The organism is Afifella sp. JA880, from assembly GCF_025379905.1.
GTDB classification, from domain to species: domain Bacteria; phylum Pseudomonadota; class Alphaproteobacteria; order Rhizobiales; family Afifellaceae; genus Afifella; species Afifella aestuarii.
This window is the reverse complement of record NZ_JAOANH010000003.1, coordinates 814,673-831,328: the sequence shown is the minus strand read 5'-3', so window position 1 is coordinate 831,328 and position 16,656 is coordinate 814,673. Positions and strand designations below refer to the sequence as shown.

At 62.1% G+C, this 16,656-nt stretch carries 16 protein-coding genes; 5 read left to right on the top strand and 11 right to left on the bottom strand.

Translation table 11 applies throughout. The features are described from left to right. Nucleotides 1-27: 27 nt before the first annotated feature. Complete coding sequence (locus tag NYQ83_RS16825) at nucleotides 28-837, top strand: tetratricopeptide repeat protein (protein ID WP_261216005.1); 810 nt, start codon at nucleotides 28-30, stop codon at nucleotides 835-837. Between the two features lie 84 nt (nucleotides 838-921). Here the strand turns inward: NYQ83_RS16825 and NYQ83_RS16820 are convergent, their stop codons facing one another. From NYQ83_RS16820 to NYQ83_RS16780, 9 genes are all read right to left on the bottom strand, one after another. Continuing rightward, nucleotides 922-1,887, bottom strand: a complete 966-nt coding sequence (locus tag NYQ83_RS16820) for a type II secretion system F family protein (protein ID WP_261216003.1) — start codon at nucleotides 1,885-1,887, stop codon at nucleotides 922-924. Nucleotides 1,888-1,896: 9 nt separating this feature from the next. Next, nucleotides 1,897-2,889, bottom strand: coding sequence for a type II secretion system F family protein (locus tag NYQ83_RS16815; protein ID WP_261216001.1), 993 nt, complete (start codon nucleotides 2,887-2,889; stop codon nucleotides 1,897-1,899). A 46-nt stretch (nucleotides 2,890-2,935) separates the two neighbouring features. Next, entirely contained in the window at nucleotides 2,936-4,411 is a 1,476-nt protein-coding gene (locus NYQ83_RS16810; RefSeq protein ID WP_261215999.1) for a CpaF family protein, read from the bottom strand. 15 nt (nucleotides 4,412-4,426) lie between these two features. Beyond that, the gene (locus NYQ83_RS16805; protein ID WP_261215997.1) at nucleotides 4,427-5,728 is read right to left on the bottom strand and encodes an AAA family ATPase; all 1,302 of its coding nucleotides are present in this window, start codon (nucleotides 5,726-5,728) and stop codon (nucleotides 4,427-4,429) included. 7 nt (nucleotides 5,729-5,735) lie between these two features. Beyond that, on the bottom strand, nucleotides 5,736-6,440 hold the full coding sequence (locus NYQ83_RS16800) for a CpaD family pilus assembly protein (protein WP_261215995.1): 705 nt from the start codon (nucleotides 6,438-6,440) through the stop codon (nucleotides 5,736-5,738). A 21-nt stretch (nucleotides 6,441-6,461) separates the two neighbouring features. Further along, nucleotides 6,462-7,973, bottom strand: a complete 1,512-nt coding sequence (locus tag NYQ83_RS16795; RefSeq protein WP_261215993.1) for a type II and III secretion system protein family protein — start codon at nucleotides 7,971-7,973, stop codon at nucleotides 6,462-6,464. A 32-nt stretch (nucleotides 7,974-8,005) separates the two neighbouring features. Then, a complete protein-coding gene (gene cpaB, locus NYQ83_RS16790) occupies nucleotides 8,006-8,785 on the bottom strand; it encodes a Flp pilus assembly protein CpaB (RefSeq protein WP_261215991.1) in 780 nt (259 codons plus the stop codon). Nucleotides 8,786-8,961: 176 nt separating this feature from the next. Next, nucleotides 8,962-9,477 carry a prepilin peptidase gene (locus NYQ83_RS16785; RefSeq protein ID WP_261215989.1) on the bottom strand — a complete coding sequence of 172 codons (516 nt, stop codon included), beginning with the start codon at nucleotides 9,475-9,477 and terminating at the stop codon, nucleotides 8,962-8,964. Nucleotides 9,478-9,603: 126 nt separating this feature from the next. Beyond that, on the bottom strand, nucleotides 9,604-9,774 hold the full coding sequence (locus NYQ83_RS16780) for a Flp family type IVb pilin (protein WP_261215988.1): 171 nt from the start codon (nucleotides 9,772-9,774) through the stop codon (nucleotides 9,604-9,606). Nucleotides 9,775-10,151: 377 nt separating this feature from the next. On the opposite strand from NYQ83_RS16780, the gene NYQ83_RS16775 reads away from it, so the two are divergent. The 4 genes from NYQ83_RS16775 to NYQ83_RS16760 all read left to right on the top strand — a co-directional run bounded on the left by NYQ83_RS16775 (nucleotide 10,152) and on the right by NYQ83_RS16760 (nucleotide 13,671). Then, a complete protein-coding gene (locus tag NYQ83_RS16775) occupies nucleotides 10,152-10,631 on the top strand; it encodes a pilus assembly protein N-terminal domain-containing protein (RefSeq protein ID WP_261215986.1) in 480 nt (159 codons plus the stop codon). A 207-nt stretch (nucleotides 10,632-10,838) separates the two neighbouring features. After that, nucleotides 10,839-11,291 (top strand): large conductance mechanosensitive channel protein MscL, encoded by a 453-nt coding sequence (gene mscL / locus NYQ83_RS16770; RefSeq protein ID WP_261215985.1) that lies wholly within the window; start codon nucleotides 10,839-10,841, stop codon nucleotides 11,289-11,291. Nucleotides 11,292-11,341: 50 nt separating this feature from the next. Beyond that, nucleotides 11,342-12,544 (top strand): pyridoxal phosphate-dependent aminotransferase, encoded by a 1,203-nt coding sequence (locus NYQ83_RS16765; protein WP_261215984.1) that lies wholly within the window; start codon nucleotides 11,342-11,344, stop codon nucleotides 12,542-12,544. Then, nucleotides 12,541-13,671, top strand: coding sequence for an AbrB family transcriptional regulator (locus NYQ83_RS16760; protein ID WP_261215983.1), 1,131 nt, complete (start codon nucleotides 12,541-12,543; stop codon nucleotides 13,669-13,671). Before NYQ83_RS16765 ends, NYQ83_RS16760 begins: the two co-directional genes overlap by 4 nt. Before the next feature lie 156 nt (nucleotides 13,672-13,827). On the opposite strand, the gene hemA is transcribed toward NYQ83_RS16760, so the two are convergent. Together hemA and NYQ83_RS16750 are read right to left on the bottom strand one after the other, a co-directional pair. Beyond that, entirely contained in the window at nucleotides 13,828-15,099 is a 1,272-nt protein-coding gene (hemA, locus tag NYQ83_RS16755; RefSeq protein ID WP_128291942.1) for a 5-aminolevulinate synthase, read from the bottom strand. Nucleotides 15,100-15,304: 205 nt separating this feature from the next. Then, nucleotides 15,305-16,642, bottom strand: coding sequence for an aspartate aminotransferase family protein (locus NYQ83_RS16750; protein WP_261215982.1), 1,338 nt, complete (start codon nucleotides 16,640-16,642; stop codon nucleotides 15,305-15,307). Nucleotides 16,643-16,656: the final 14 nt, after the last annotated feature.

Sequence of the window (16,656 nt, the reverse complement as noted above, 5' to 3'; positions counted from 1 at the left end):
ATAACGTGCCAGAACGGGACAGCCTCCATGCGGATGCGGCCAAGTCAGAAATCAGGTGCGGCGCTTCTTCGAACCGCTGCCATTCTTTCGCTCGTGGCCTTTGCGGCGGGCTGTCAGAGCCGGCAGGCCGACGCGCCACGCACCACGGGTTCGATCGGCGCGACACAAACGCTCGAGGTTTCAAATCTCAGCCATGACCAGGCGTTGCGCGCCGTCCAGGCCTGGGGGGCGCGGTACAGCAACGACGAAAAGGACAGAGCCGCGGCACTCAATTATGCGGCGGCGCTGCGGGCCGCCGGCCAGCCGTCTCAGGCCGTGGCCGTTTTGCGCAAAGCCATCATCTTCCATCCGAAAGACCGGCAGGTGCTCGCCGCTTTCGGCAAGGCGCTTGCCGAGAACGGCGAATTCCAGGAAGCGCTGGCGACAGTGCAGCGGGCTCAGCATCGCGACAACCCAGATTGGCGCCTGCTTGCGACCGAAGGGGGTATTCTCGATTCCGTCGGCCAGAACGAACAGGCCCGTCAGGCCTACCGCCAGGCGCTCGTGCTCGCCCCCGGCGAACCGCAGATCCTCAACAATCTCGGCATGTCCTACACGCTGACCGGCGAGCTCGACGAGGCCGAGAAAGTGCTCAGGCAGGCGGTCGCCAATCCGAGCGCCTCGGCGAAGGTGCGTCAGAACCTGGCGCTCGTCCTTGGGCTTCAAGGAAACTTCCGTGAGGCCGAGGCGGTCGCCTCGCAAGATCTCTCACCCGAAGAGGCGAAGGCGAACATCGCCTATCTCCGGGCGATGCTCGCCCAGAAAGACACCTGGAAGGACATCAAGCAGGCGGGCTGAGGCGTGTTCCGGTACGCCGGCAATCCTGGATTTGCGGCCCTCCCGCATGGATCCAGCATCACACCGACCGGCCGCACCACGGCATCAATTCATCGACATGACTTGAATCGCCGCCGGCGTGATGATGACGGCGAACAGCACCGGCAGAAAGAACAGGATCATCGGAACGGTGAGTTTCGGCGGCAACGAAGCCGCCTTCTTTTCCGCCTCTGCCATGCGCATGTCTCGGTTTTCCTGAGCCAGAACGCGCAGCGAATGGCCGAGCGGCGTGCCATATTTTTCCGCCTGAACGAGGCTCGTTACGACTGCACGCACACCTTCCACACCGGTGCGCTTGCCGAGGTTCTCGTAGGCCTTGCGCCGATCCTGGAGATAGGAGAGCTCCGCCGTCGTCAGCGACAGCTCCTCCGCCAGTTCCACCGATTGATGGCCGATCTCCTCCGACACCTTTCGGAAGGCCGATTCGATGCCCATGCCCGATTCGACGCAGATGAGCAGGAGGTCGAGCGCGTCCGGCCAGGCCTGCTTGATGGCCGTCTGGCGCTTCGTCGTCCGGTTCTTCACGTAGAGCCCGGGCAGGTAATAGCCGAGATAGGCCGCGGCCACGACGATCACGAGCTTGATCATCGGCGGCTGGTCGATCGGATCGAGACCGAAGAGATAAAGCCCCGAAGCGATGAACATGCCGAGCGGCGCGAGAAGGCGAGCCGCGAGGAAGAAGAGAACCGGGTTCTGGCCGCGCAGGCCGGCCATTCTAAGCTTGTTGACGATATCCCCGTCTTCCGCCTGTTTCAAAAGGTTGAAACGGTCGACGAAGTTTTTGACCCAGCGCGTGGGCTCGGGCTTCAGTGTCGCCTGCTTCTTGGCGGCCTCCATCTTAGCCCGCTCGCGCGCGCGGATGCGCTCGCGTTCGCTCGACACCTGCTTCATGCGCGCGGAGAGATTGTCGCCGGCAAGGTAGGGCCAGGCCAGAACGACGATCGCCGAGAACACCGACAGCGCCGAGGCAAGGGCGATGAAAAGATCGGCGTTTTGCTGAATAAGGTCCATGGCTGCGCGCTAGAAATCGAAGTTGATCATTTTGCGCATCACGAGGATGCCCATCAGCATCCACATGGCAGACGCGGCAAGCACAATATGTCCGAGCGTCGTGGTAAATAGAAGAGAGATATAATCCGGGCTCGTCAGATAGACGATAGACCCTACAATGACCGGCAGACTGCCGATGATCATCGCCGAGGATTTCGCCTCAGAACTCATCGCCTTGATCTTTCCGGCCATCTTCTTGCGCTCGCGCAGGACCTTGGAGAGGTTCGACAGCGCCTCGGAGAGACTGCCGCCGGTGCGTGATTGGATGGCAATGACGATGGCGAAGAAATTCGCTTCCTGCAGGGGGATGCGCTCGGGCAGCTTGGAGACCGCCTCATCGAGCGGCATGCCGAGTGTCTGATCCTCGATGATCTCGCGGAATTCGGTGGAGACAGGCGGCGAGGCTTCTGCGGCGATAATCTTCATGCAATCGACCAAGGGCAGACCCGCCTTGACGCCGCGCACCACCACGTCGAGCGCGTTCGGAAATTCGGCCGTGAACTGCTTGAAGCGGCGCTTGCGCAGGAAATTTACATAGGCATAGGGCAGAAGAATGCCGAGGCCGACGCCGAAACCCACCGCCGGCACCAGGGGCAGGATGCCCGCAAGAACCAGGAGCAGGATCGCCAGAAGCGAGGTGACGGCACAAATCAGTGTGAAAGTCCTGGCCGACCAGGAAAGGCCGGCCTGGCGCATGCGCAACACCAGGGTCGGCTTACGGCTGCGCTTCGATTTCTGCTGTTCTTCGATCTCCCGCAGCGTCTCTTCCACACTCCGGCGCCGGCGGCCCTCTTCGCCACCTTTGCGCTCTGTGTTGAGCGGGCGAGCGGTGACCCCTTCGACGCGCTTCTGACTGCGCGAGCCGCCTCCGAGCGCCGACGAAAAGAGCGCGAAGATCACGCCCCCGACCGACAGGATTATGAGGCCGACGAGGGCGAGCTTGATCATCTCGGGCGTCAGCACGGCCGGCCCCTCTCAAGACACCGCCGATCATGGGCCCGAGCCTGTCTCATGCGCGCATCGGCTCGTCTGCCTCGGCAGCATCGAGAGCGGCGGCAAGGCGCTGTTCTTCGTTGAAATAACGCGCCCTATCCCAGAAGGCGGGGCGGCCGATGCCGGTCGAGCGATGGCGGCCGAGGACACGACCGCCGGGATCCTCGCCGAGGATGTCGTAGACGAAGAGATCCTGCGTGATGATGACGTCGCCTTCCATCCCCAGCACCTCGGTGATGTGGGTGATGCGGCGGGAGCCGTCGCGCAGACGAGCCGCCTGGACGATGACGTCGATCGACGAGACCATCATTTCGCGGATGGTGCGCGAGGGCAGCGCATAGCCGCCCATGGTGATCATCGATTCAATACGGCTCAGGGCCTCACGCGGGGAGTTGGCATGCAGGGTGCCCATGGAGCCGTCATGGCCCGTGTTCATGGCCTGCAGGAGGTCGAAGGCTTCCGGTCCGCGCACCTCGCCGACGATGATGCGTTCCGGGCGCATACGCAGACAGTTCTTGACGAGATCACGCATCGTCACCTCGCCCTCGCCTTCGAGGTTCGGGGGGCGGGTCTCGAGACGCACGACATGCGGCTGCTGCAATTGCAGTTCGGCCGCGTCCTCGCAGGTGACGATACGCTCGTCGTGATCGATATAGCGGGTCAGGCAGTTCAACAGCGTGGTCTTGCCCGAACCGGTGCCGCCGGACACCAGCACGTTGCAGCGAACCCGACCGATGATCTGCAGAATGGTCGCGCCTTCCGGCGTGATCGTGCCGAAGCGGACAAGCTGATCGAGGGTGAGCTTGTCCTTCTTGAACTTTCGGATGGTGAGGGCGGGCCCGTCGATCGACAAAGGCGGGGCGATGACGTTGACGCGCGATCCATCGGGCAGGCGCGCGTCGCAGATCGGGCTCGATTCGTCGACCCGGCGGCCGACCTGGCTGACGATGCGCTGGCAGATATTCAGAAGCTGCGCGTTGTCGCGGAAACGGATGTCTGTCTCCTCGACCTTGCCCAGAACTTCGATGAAGACCTGCTCGAAACCGTTGACCATGATGTCGGCGATGTCGTCGCGCGCCAGCAGCGGCTCGAGCGGCCCATAGCCGAGAACATCGTTGCAGATATCTTCAAGCAGCTCCTCCTGCTCAGAGATCGACATCACCAGGTTCTTCACCGTGATGATGTCGTTGACGATATCGCGGATTTCCTCGCGCGCCTGCTCGGCATCCATCTTGGCGAGCTGCGACAGGTCGATCGTGTCGATCAGCGCGCCGAAGATCTGCGTCTTGACGCGGTAATATTCTTCCGACTTGCGCGGCCGCGCAGCGATCTTCGCGGATTTCGCCGGCGCAGGCGGCGGTGTCAGGCTGGGAGCGGCCGGAGCCGCCGCCCTCACCGCACTCTCCGATACGGCTGGTTTCTTCTGCGCCTCGGCCGCGGGCTTCGGTCGTTGCGCCTGTTCCAGCTCGGTGACGCTGCGCTTGCCGAACATACACTCTTCCTTGGTTTAGGCGGCCCGCTTCGATTTGGGCTTCGACTTCAGCTTTTCGAGCAAAGGCCCCAAGAGGAGGCTCGTTTTGCGTCCGTGCTTGGTCTCCTTACGGCCGGTGACAACCTGCGCCAGGTCGGTGAATATCTCATTGATATTGGATTTCGCAGACGCTTCGGCGATCATCTGGCCGTTGTTGGCGGCCGTGCCAAAGAGAAGCGGATCGAAGGGGATCACGGCGCTCGTCGGCAATTGCAGCGCCGCGGCAAAATCATCTGCCTTGATTTCCGGCTGACGCGGCACGCCGACTTTGTTCAGGACGAGCCGTGGAGGCGCGTCGTTGGGCCTCGCCTGCTTGAGGAAATCGACGAGGTTTTTGGTGTTGCGCAGATTGGCGAGATCGGGCGTCGCGGTGATGACAATTTGGTCGGCCTCCAGCAGCGTCTTGCGCGCCCAGGCGGTCCAAAGGTGCGGCAGGTCGAGCACGACCGTCGGCACGTTCGACTGCACGAGGTCGAGGACGTGATCGAAGGCTTCCTCGTCGAAATCATAGGTCTTATCGAGCGTCGCGGGGGCAGCGAGCAAACTCAGATGCTCCTGGCACTTGGTCAGAAGGCGGTCGAGAAGTACCTCGTCGAGACGGTCGGAGCCGAAGACGGCCTCCGCCATGCCTTGCGGCGGATCCTCGTTAAAATCGAGGCCTGCTGTCCCGAATGCGAGGTCGAGATCGGCAAGGATAACGTCGGAAGCGAAGACGGACGCCATCGTCGAGGCAAGATTGTGAGCGATCGTCGAAGACCCCACGCCGCCTTTGGCACCGATGAAGGCGAAGACCTGTCCGAGCTTCGCGCTCCCTTCGTCGCCATAAATATCGGCGATCGCGCGGATCACGGCCATGACGTCGATCGGCGCGACGAGATATTCGCTGACGCCGCGCCTGATCAGTTCACGATAGGTCGCCACATCGTTGGAATGGCCGATAACGAGAACCTTCGTGCCGGCGTCGCAGACTTCCGCCAGCTCATCGAGGCGCGCCAGAAGATCTTCCTTCTCCAGGCGGCTTTCGACCACGATCAGATTGGGTGTCGGCGCGGAGCGATAGAACTCGCAGGCTGCGCCAAGACCGCCGGTATGCACCTTGCAATGCGCGCGCGCCATGCGCCGGTCGGAGCAGGCCATATCGAACGTCGCGGCCACTTCCGGCGTGTCGCAAAAGGCCTGGATGGTGACGCGCGGAACCGGCTTGATATCGGCCTTCTCCGTCGTCTCCGGCTCGGACACGTCCTCCGCAAAGGGGTCGTCGAAATCATTGCTGCTCATCGGGCCATCACTCTCCCAAGTCGCTGCTGATCAGGGTTACACCGGACTTGGTTTCGGAACCCGAAGCATAGTCCTGAAGAACCTTCGCGCGCCGTGTCGCGTTCGCCGGAGACATCTGGCGCGGCTGTAGCAGATCAGCAGGATTGGCCACCATAGCGGCGAGATTGTGCTGCGAAGCACAGCCGAAGTTGTAGTATTCGCGATTGTCCGTCGTGGCGGTCACGTCGTCCGGCCAGACACCGCATTTCGGTGTCACCGCCTTGACCTTCAAATAGGACAGACGCACGGGGGCCGCGCGGCTCGCATTGCTGCGATAGGGTGCAACGCGCACGAGTTCCGGCTCAACCCCCGCCTCCAAGACGGCTGCTCGGATGGCGCGCGAGGCCGCCGCGGCGGCGATGTCATTGCCGGAGCCGCTCGGCACCTGAACGGTCACGGAACCGATGCCTGTGTCACGGTAGCCGAGAGCGTAATCGTAAATCGCATCCTTGATCTCAGGCGACAGATGCCCGCCGCGCATCCCGATCGGGATGTCAAGCGTTTCAGCCTCTTCCGAAACCATAATGGGATGTCTCAGGCGATAATCCTGCCGCTCGAGTCCGGCTTGGTTAATATTTTGTGACTGGCAACCGCCCAGGAGCCAGGCAGAGAGGACGAGCGCGAACGCTGCTTTCGCTCCGCCCTTCCGGCGATGACATGCGTAGGATTGCATGAAGTCGTTCCCCTTATCCGATCAGTCGAACGAAAATCCGACCTGACCGGCGTAAACACCCGTCGGGCGGTCTCCCTGGGCGCCATAGCGCTTGACCAGACTGCCGAGAAAATAGGCCTCGGCATCATTGGCCATCGCCATATTGTCGTCGGGGCGGGCGAGTTTCTGTGGCGAAACCGGTTTGACGACGTAGGGCGTGATGATGACGACGAGCTCCGTTTGGGAGCGCAGGAAATCCTTGGAGGAAAACAGCGCCCCGAGAATCGGCAAGTGCTGCAGTCCCGGCAGACCGGAAACTGCACGGCGGGTTTCGTCCTGGATGAGGCCTGCAATGGCGAAAGCGCCGCCAGAGGGGAGTTCAACCGTCGTCTCGGCTCGGCGCACCGTAATCCCGGGAATGGTAATGCCGGCGGCCGTCGAAAAGGAGCCTTCGGTCGCGAGGTCGCTCACTTCGGTGCGCACTTTGAGGCTGATGCGGCCACCGTCGAGAACGACGGGCGTGAAAGCAAGATTGACGCCGAACTGCTTGAACGCCACCGAAATATTGCCGTCTTCGTCGACCGCAACCGGCACCGGAAATTCGCCGCCCACCAGAAAGTTCGCGGTCTCGCCGGAGACAGCCGTCAGGTTGGGCTCCGCGAGGTTGCGCAACATGCTCGCCTCTTCAAGGGCCTTGATGCTCGCCGAGAGCCTGTTGCCGTTGTTGTTCCAGGCGAAGCCACCCGAGGCGGGATCGGTGTTGGTGTTGATTGGAAAATTGAACGGCGAAAGGCTGCTCACCCCACTGACCGCACCATTGCTGATGGCGCCGAAGCCGAGATTGCCATCCTGCAGAACGGCCTGAGTGTTGATGCCGAGCTGTTTGACAATCTCGCGATTCACCTCCGCAATCGTAACGCGGAGATTGACCTGCTCCTGACCGGTGATCTTGAGAAGGTTGATGATGCCGGGGCCATCGTCGGAAGAGCCCCCGTTGCCGCCCGTATTGATGGTGATGGACCCGGCGCTCATGCCGCCGCCACTCGACGACTGGATCAGGCTTCTGGCGATCTGTTCGGCCTTCTGAGATGCGCTGGACGACGGGACATAGCCCGTCAGAACGATGGAGCCATTGATCACTTCGGCATTGATCTGGGCGTCGGGAATGGCCGTGCGAAGAAGCCGATTCAGCGGCGTCAGATCCGTTTCGACATAAAGATCGAGGCTGGCGATCTGCCGTCCGGCCGCATCGAAGAGAAAGACATTCGCCTGGCCGGTTTTGACGCCGATCAGATAAAGCCTGGTGGAGGTGCGCAACACCGCATCTGCGATCTCCGGGTTCGAGACGAGGACGTCACCCGCCGCGCGGGGAAGCTCCACGACCATGGATTTGTTGACGCCGAGACGCAGGGGCTGATTCTGTGCGGCACCGGTCGCGCTCAGCGTGACGGTGCGAGGAAAATCGGAGGCGGCCTTGCTAATTCCGGCCAATGGCAAGGAAAGCGCAACGAAAGTCAGCACCGCCAGCGCCCATATGCGCGCATGCCCAACCATCTTCACTCTCCTTCTGGGGATGCGACAGGCGTTCATTGGGTCTTCACCAGCTGCTCATCGCCGAAGCGGATCACCTTGACCGTGCTCGAGCGGTTGCGGTCGACGGCCGTATCCGTGCTGTCGGCGTCCGCCATGCTCCGAAGGGCGAGCGACAAGGTTCCGCTGCCTTCCGCCGCCGTCACGACTTCGGCTTCGCGCGGGCTCACTTCCAGCGTCGCCGTCTTGCCGATGACGACCGGCTCGCCCTCACGCTCCTGCACGGTCTGATCGATGGCCAGAACGCGAATGTTTCTCAGGATCGTGCGGGTGACCTGACTGCGGGATTCACCGCCTTCGTCGGAGGACGTCAGAAGAATATCGACGCGGTCATTGGGAAGGACGAAACCGCCGGCCGCGCTTTCGGCCGACACGCGAACGGCAACGGCGCGCTGACCTTCCGGCAGGATCGCCGACATGAAGCCCGAATCTGCGGTGGCGAGCTTGCCATCGCGGATCGGTTCTCCGTTCAAAAACTGGTTGCGCACGACGACGCCAGAGAGCTTTTCGATCGCATTCGGTCGCGCCGTCTTCTCGATGAAGGCCGAATTGATGCTGTCTTCGGGCCAGGGCTGCCAACGCATGTTCGAGCCGCTGAGCGTGGCGCCCTGCAGGAGATCGGCGGAGGCGACCAGGATGTCGCGCGTCGCGTCCTGTGGAGCCGGCGTGGGAGCGGGTTCGTTCGAGGGCCCAGTGTCGAGGTTGAGCGCCAGATAGGCGGCGGCACCTCCGGCAAGGAGGGCAACGACCAGGACGATCAATCGGATTGGGGCCATCGCGTGGAGAACCTCGGCTGACGCAATTTACGCCTAAGGGCGCTCAAGCCGGAGTTTCATCGGGAATGGTCAAGGTATGGTTAATGCGCCCGGCCATCTGTCCCTTTCCGGGACCCAACCAAAGATTGCACCTCCCTAGATCAAGCCTGACTCAGAAATTGAATTGGCCTTGATGATCATGTGAGCCGAGGGAGCCAGTCGGTCTGATGAAATAGAATCAAGGCTGCGGCAGCAAAAGCCACGCCATAGGGCACGCCGCTCTCTCCATCGCGGAACCGGCTGAGACAGTCAGGCCAATAATTGGGGAAGGGGATGCGGCCCATTCGCAGTTGCAGCACGACGAGGGTCAGCACGCCTCCCAGAACGGAGGCCAGGGCAAAATACGGGAGGACATCGGCCCAGCCGAACCACAAGGCGGCTACACTGGCAAGCTTGGCATCACCGCCACCAATCCATCCGGCAGCAAAAAACGCGAAGGTCGCGCAAAAGGTGGCGAGCCCGACAGCGAGGCTCAGCGCCATCTCATGCAGCGTAAAGCCGGCAAGCGGCGCAGCAATCAGCCACAAAATGAGGAGGAGTAGGACCAGGACGTTACGGATTTTGAACGTCAAAAGGTCCATGATCCCCGCATAGGTCATCAGCAGCGGGAAGAGAAACAGAACGCCGTATTTCAGGAGAGAGATTGCGGACACGCCATTCTCCCGGAGGTCATAGGCCCGACAATTCCTGATCGCTACGGTGCCAAAAAGAGAAACGGAGGGCGATAGCCCTCCGTTGCATTTACGCCCGATGCGAAGGCTAAATCTCGCTTTTAGCCCTCAGCTCGCGCCAAGCCCGCTCGCCACCGAGCTGAACGTGCTCGTCAGGTTGGTGCCCAGTGTCGTCAGTACGGCGATGATCACGACCGAAACCAGCGCGGCGATCAGGCCATATTCGATAGCGGTCGCACCGGACTCGTCTTTCACGAAGCGGTTCACAAGCTTCTTCATCTCTCTGCTCCTTCTGTCGTCACCCCGAACGCCCGCCGTTGCGGTCTTTGGTGCCCGGGAACTAGGGACAATGCCTAGCAACAATTGTTTGCGGCAATCTTAATTCAATCGTCCAGAGAGCCAGCGCGATGCTGCACAACGAACCTTGCGCGAAGCATGCGCCGAGATCTCCTCAAGATACGGAATTGGGCTAGGCCCGCCAAACTTTCAGAATTTTATATCGATAAATCATGCACTTACGAGACCTAATGTTTTCCAAACAAATTTGAACAACCCGGCGCGCGACGCGGAACAGCGAGGAGCCTTTGCACGAAGTTATTTGCACTTCGTTCACCCTTCTTACGTAGTGTGCTGATGAATTTGGTAAGGACGATCTCATGCAAGGCGTGCGCACCAGGACGAATCGAGCCGCTGCCGCTCGCATCCTGGCAGGGCTGCTGCCCCTTCTCCTTCTCGTCGCCACGAGCCTTCCCGCGCGTGCAGATACGATCGCGCTCACCATCGATTTCGCCAAGGTGATGAAGCTCGACAAACCGGTGTCAACAATCGTGATCGGCAATCCGGGAATCGCGGATGCGACGGTGGAGGATGAACAAACCCTCGTCCTCACGGGCAAGGCGGCCGGCACGACCAACTTGATCGCACTCGATCAAGATGGACACGAAGTCGCGAACGCGACATTACAGGTGGTGTCGAACGACCGGCAGCTCACGACCATCTTCTACGGCTCGGAACGCCAGACCCTGTCCTGCTCCCCGATTTGCGAGAAGGTGATCTCGGTCGGCGACGCGGCGACGAATTTCGAGCAGGCGAGCAGCCAGATCCAGCAGCGCCAGAGTTTCGCCCGCGGACGGTGAGGCTCGCCTCCCCTGCCTCGGGTCCCGAGGCGCGCGACGGAACGAGCTCTCGCGGTGGGCGCTCAAGGCCCGCGAAGCAATCGTCTCGGCCGCCCGCTGTATCCTTGACGCGATCGCTTCGCCCACGCCTTGCGCAGCAGCCCTCGTGCGGTTGCAACGATCGGGCCTAGTGGCGAAAGCTCCCAGAACGACCTCGAAGGACGTATAATGCTGAAGGAATTCCGTGAGTTCGCCCTCAAAGGCAATGTCCTCGATATGGCGGTGGGCATCATCATCGGCGCGGCCTTCGGGGCGATCGTGTCGTCTCTCGTCGATGACATTCTGATGCCGCCGATCGGCCTTCTTCTGGGCGGCGTGGATTTCTCCCAGTTCTTCCTCGTGCTGAAGGGTGACGGCACCTTCAACACCATCACGCAGGCGAAGCAGGCCGGCGCCGTCACGTGGAACATCGGTCTTTTCATCAATGCCCTCGTCAAATTCCTGATCGTCGCTTTTGCCGTCTTCCTGTTGGTCAAGGTCGTGAACCGGCTGATGCGCAAGCGTGAGGAAAAGCCGGCGGCGGCTCCCGAAGTGCCGGAAGACATCCGGCTGCTTCGCGAAATCCGCGATGCGCTGCAGGCGCGCACTCCCGCAGCGAAAGACAGGCATCCCACCATTTGAGCTCATCAAGGCGCTAGACGGGCTCGGTGAACGGGCGCTACAAATTGCGCATGAGCGCCCTTCCCTCCGATCTCTCCGAACCCGGAACGCAACTTCTTTCCACGCTCCGCCAGGAGGCGCTTGCCGCGCCTGATTCCGGCATCGTGGAGGTGATGAATTACGGCCGTGAAAGGCCGGGTATGATCCCGCTGTGGGCTGGAGAAGGCGACCTTCCGACACCGGATTTCATCTGCGAGGCAGCAGCGCGCTCGCTCGCCGCTGGCGAGACCTTCTATACGTGGCAGCGCGGCATCCCGCCTCTGCGGGAGGCGCTCGCGCGTTACCATCAGCGGCTTTACGGGCGAGATTTTTCAGCCGAGCGTTTCTTCGTGACGGGCTCCGGAATGCAGGCGATCCAGATCGCGATTGCAGCGGTTGCCGGGACCGGTGACGAGGTGGTGATCCCGACACCCGCGTGGCCGAATTGCGCGGCGGCCACCGGCCTTGCCGGTGCGACGGCCGTGCATGTGCCGATGCATTTCACCGACAATGCCGGCTGGCGTCTCGATATCGACGAGCTTCTTGCCGCCACGAACGAGAAGACGAAAGCGATCTTCCTCAATTCGCCGTCGAACCCGACCGGCTGGACCGCAACGCGGGAGGAATTGCAGGCGATTCTCGATTTCGCCCGCAGGCGCAAGCTCTGGATCATCGCCGACGAAGTCTATAACCGCTTCTTCTTCGCGGGTGATCGCGCGCCGTCTTTCTACGACATCGCACGGGACGACGACCCGATTCTTTTCGTCAACACGTTCTCGAAGAACTGGGCGATGACGGGGTGGCGCGTCGGCTGGATTGGGGCACCACCCGCGCTCGGCCGGGTGCTTGAGAACCTCATCCAATATTCGACTTCCGGTGTCGCCGTGTTCATGCAGCGCGCGGCGACCGTTGCCGTGGAAGAAGGCGAACCCTTCATTGTCGAGCAGGTGGAGCGCGCCCGCCAAAGCCGAAAGGTGATCTGCGAGGCGCTGCAAACCTCGCCGCGCACACGCTTCACCTGGCCCGACGGCGCCTTCTATCTCTTCTTCTCGATCAAAGGCGAAGAGGAGACGGGAAAGCTCGGTTTGCGTCTCGTTGACGAGGCAAATGTCGGCGTGGCGCCGGGCACAGCCTTCGGAGCGGCGGGCGAGGCTTTCATGCGGCTTTGCTTTGCGCGCAAGCCTGAGGACATGGCCGAAGCCGGGCGGCGGCTCGCAAGCTGGCTCGCGAGGTGAGTGGCGAGGCCGGCGGCTTTGTCCTTCCTTCTCGCGAAACCCTCGTTCGGGTCGCGGCCACGCTTGCCCTTTCGACGGCAGGTGGAGCTCTGTTTGCGCTGATCGGCCTACCCGCCGCGTGGATTTCCGGTGGCATGCTCTTCGTCGCCGCGTCCAGTCTCGGCGGCTTCCATACGGAGATCCCGAGCGGACTGCGCAATATCGTCTTCCTAGTACTCGGCGTGATTTCCGGAACGGGGGTGACGCCGGCAACGCTCAACGAAGTGTCGAGCTGGCCGGTCAGCTTTTTCGCCCTTGCGATCACTGTGATCCTGGTCACCGTCGGAAGCTACCTTCTCCTGGTGCGCATGTTCCGATGGGACCGCCACAGCGCACTTTTTGCAGCTCTGCCCGGGGCGCTCTCCTTCGTGCTGGCAGCTGCCGAGATGACCTCTGCCGATCTTCGACGCGTCGCCATCGCGCAGAGCCTTCGGCTCATCATCCTGCTCGAGGCGCTGCCGCTTGCCGCCTTCCTGGCTGGCGTTCATCCGAGTGCGGTTAGCGCCCGCGGCGTCGCCTCCGTCGATTGGGGCGAGCTTTTTCTGCTCTTCGCCGCCGGGGCCGTTTGCGGATTTCTTCTCTACAAGCTGCGCATTCCGGGCGGGCAGATGCTCGGCGGCCTCCTCGCGGCGGCCGTGCTTTGCGTCTCCGGCGTGGTCGAGACGACGATCCCGGCTTTCATCTTGATCCCGAGCCTTGTCGGCATCGGCGCCATCGCCGGCTGCAGGCTGAGACCCGAAGACCGACCGCTTTTGCCGAAGATCTTGGCGGCCGCAGGCGCTTCCTTCGCTATCGCCGTCGTCGTTTCCGCGATCGGCGCGGCGATCACGAGCATGATCCTCGACATTTCGCTGCTGCAGACCTTCATGGCCTTTGCGCCGGGCGCGCTCGAGGCGCTGACCATCCTCGCCTTCACCATGAATGTGGACCCGGCCTATGTCGCCGCCCATCACGTGGTGCGGTTCGCAGCCCTTGCGCTCGCAGTGCCTCTTCTTGCGCGCTGGCTGATGCGGCAGCAGGGGCACGCCGCCCCCGATCCCGAAGAACCCTGGGAACGCGGACGCAGCGAACGCGGGAAGAAGAAGTAGCCGCCGCGGAACCTCGGCGTACCGATCCGAAAAGAGGCGTGGCTTTAAGCCTGCAGCCATCCCAAACGAAAACGCGGGCCTCTCGGCCCGCGTTCTGATGCGACGTCTGGCGTCGCGCTATCTGTTGCAGTTGGAGGCCGCAGCCGGCCGCGGCACTCAGCCGCCCGAAGCCGCGAAGATCTGGGCGCGCGCCGGCGCCGTGTCTACCATGTCGGGTCGACTGAGCGGCAAATCGAGAGCCAGCCACGTCTCCACCAAGGCTTCGGCCAGTTGATCGATGAGCTGATCGTCGTGCATCGGGGTCGGCGTGATGCGGAGGCGCTCAGTCCCGCGCGGCACGGTCGGATAATTGATCGGCTGAATGTAGATGCGGTGCTTTTCCATCAGCCGGTCGCTCGCCGCCTTGCAGGCTTCCGGCTCGCCGACGAGAACGGGAACGATGTGCGTCTCGCTCGGCATGACCGGCAGGCCGGCCCTGCGCAGCACGTCCTTGGTGCGCGCAGCCTGGCGCTGCTGTCTGGCGCGTTCTTCCTGCGACGTCTTGAGATGGCGGATCGAGGCGCAGGCGGCCGCAGCGATCGCCGGCGGCAGAGCCGTCGTGAAGATGAAGCCCGGCGCGTAGGAGCGGACCGCATCCATGATCGCGGCAGGTCCGGTGACGTAACCGCCGAGCGTGCCGAAAGCCTTCGCCAGCGTGCCTTCGATGATATCGATACGGTCCATGACGCCGTCGCGCTCGCAAATGCCCGCGCCGCGTTCGCCGTACATGCCCACGGCATGCACTTCGTCGATATAGGTGAGCGCGCCATATTCGTCGGCGAGATCGGCGATCTTCTCGATCGGCGCGACGTCACCATCCATCGAATATACCGATTCAAAGACGATCAGCTTGGCGCGATCCTTGCCGGCAGCCTTCAGGAGCTCTTCCAGATGCGCAAGATCGTTGTGGCGCCAGATCTGTTTCTGCGTGCCAGCGTGCTTGACGCCTTCGATCATCGAGGCGTGATTGAGCTGGTCGGACAGGATGAGGCAGTCCGGCAGAAGCCGGGCGATCGTCGAGATCGCCGCCTCGTTGGAGACGAAGCCCGAGGTGAAGACGAGCGCCGATTCCTTGTGATGCAGATCGCAGAGCTCATTTTCGAGCTCGACCAGCGGCCGATTGGTGCCGGAAATGTTTCGCGTGCCACCAGCGCCTGCGCCCATCGTCAGTGCCGCATTGCGCATGGCCTCAACGACCTTGGGATGGTGCCCCATCGCCAGGTAATCGTTCGAACACCAGATGGCGACTTCCTCCGCCTGGCCGTCGCGTCGCCAGATGGCCCGCGGGAACCGCCCGACTTGCCGCTCCAGATCGGCGAAGACGCGGTAACGCCGCTCGTTGCGCAAGGCCGCGATGGCGGCTTCGAAATGAGAATGATAATCGAACATAGCGTTCCCCGGTCGATGCCGCTCGAACAATAATCAGCCCGAACCGTGCTTGGCTAGCGGCGCTTCGCCGCGTAACCGTCAAGCAGGCCTGACACTGACGATACGTCCATCAGATTGACATACCCGTGATCTGGATCAAAGAGCGGGCACTTTCCTGCGGCGAGTGGCCGCTTTTTTTGGCCACTCGCCTTTTTTAGCGGCAGCCCTAGAGCACACTCAGCGTCTGACGCAGAATGTCAACCATCTCATCGACATGGCTTTTTTCGGCAATCAGAGCGGGCGCGACGATCGCGGTATCGCCCGTGAACTTCACGTGCAGACCCTTCCAGAAAAGTTCTTTCTGCAGCCTGTTGCCGCGCACACCCGGCTTTCCGTCTTCCGGCCAGGCTTCCACGCCCGCCATCATTCCATAGCCACGGATGTCGCGAACGGCGGGAATGTCCTTCAGCGAGTAGATGGCGTCGAGGAAGTAGCCCGACAGATCGGCCGCCCGGTCAAACAACCCTTCGCGCTCGTAGATGTCGAGCGTCGCCAGCCCCGCGGCGCACGCCACCGGATGGGCGGAATAGGTGTAGCCGTGGAAGAACTCGATGGCGTTCTCTGGTGCGGAATTGGTGATCGTCTCATAGATCTCGTCACGTGCAGCGACGGCGCCCATTGGAATGGTGCCGTTGGTGATCGCTTTCGCCATCGTCATGATGTCGGGGGTGACGCCAAAGGCCTGAGCGGCAAAAGGCGCGCCGAGGCGGCCGAAACCGGTGATCACTTCGTCGAAGACCAGCAGAATGCCGTTCGCATCGCAGATCTCGCGCAGACGTTCCAGATAGCCCTTCGGCGGCACGAGCGTGCCGGTGGAACCTGCGACCGGCTCCACGAAAACCGCCGCGATGGTCGAAGCGCCGTACATGTCACAGAAGCGCTGCAGGTCGTCGGCGAGCTCGGCGCCTGTTTCCGCCTGTCCCCGCACGAAGGTGTTTTCAGAATCCCAGGTATGGCGCATCGCCACCACATTCGGGATCACGCCCGGAAAAGCCTCGCGGTTCTTCATCAGGCCCGAGAGCGACACACCGCCGATATTGACGCCGTGATAGGCCCGCTCGCGCGACACGAAGCGCAGACGCTGCCCCTCCCCGCGGGCACGGTGATAGGCCATGACGATCTTCAGTGCCGTATCGATCGCCTCCGAACCGGAATTCACGAAGAAGATGTGATTGAACGGTTCAGGAAGGATCTGCGAGAGCTTGGCGGACAGGGCGAAAGAGCCCGGATGGCCGAGCTGAAAATGCGGCGAGTAATCGTTCTGCAGCATCTGAGCGTGAACCGCCTCGATGATCTCCTTGCGGCCATGGCCCGCCGCCACGTTGAACAGCGCCGACGACCCGTCGATGATTTTGCCGCCCTTGTGGTCCCACAGATACATGCCCTCGCTCTTCACAACGAGGCGCGGCTCGGCCTTGAAATCGCGGCTTGCCGTAAACGGCAGCCAATGGCTCTCCAGCGAATTGGTGGCGAATTTCTGCAAAGGCTCGGCCAGCATGTTCATCGAGGCACCTCCAA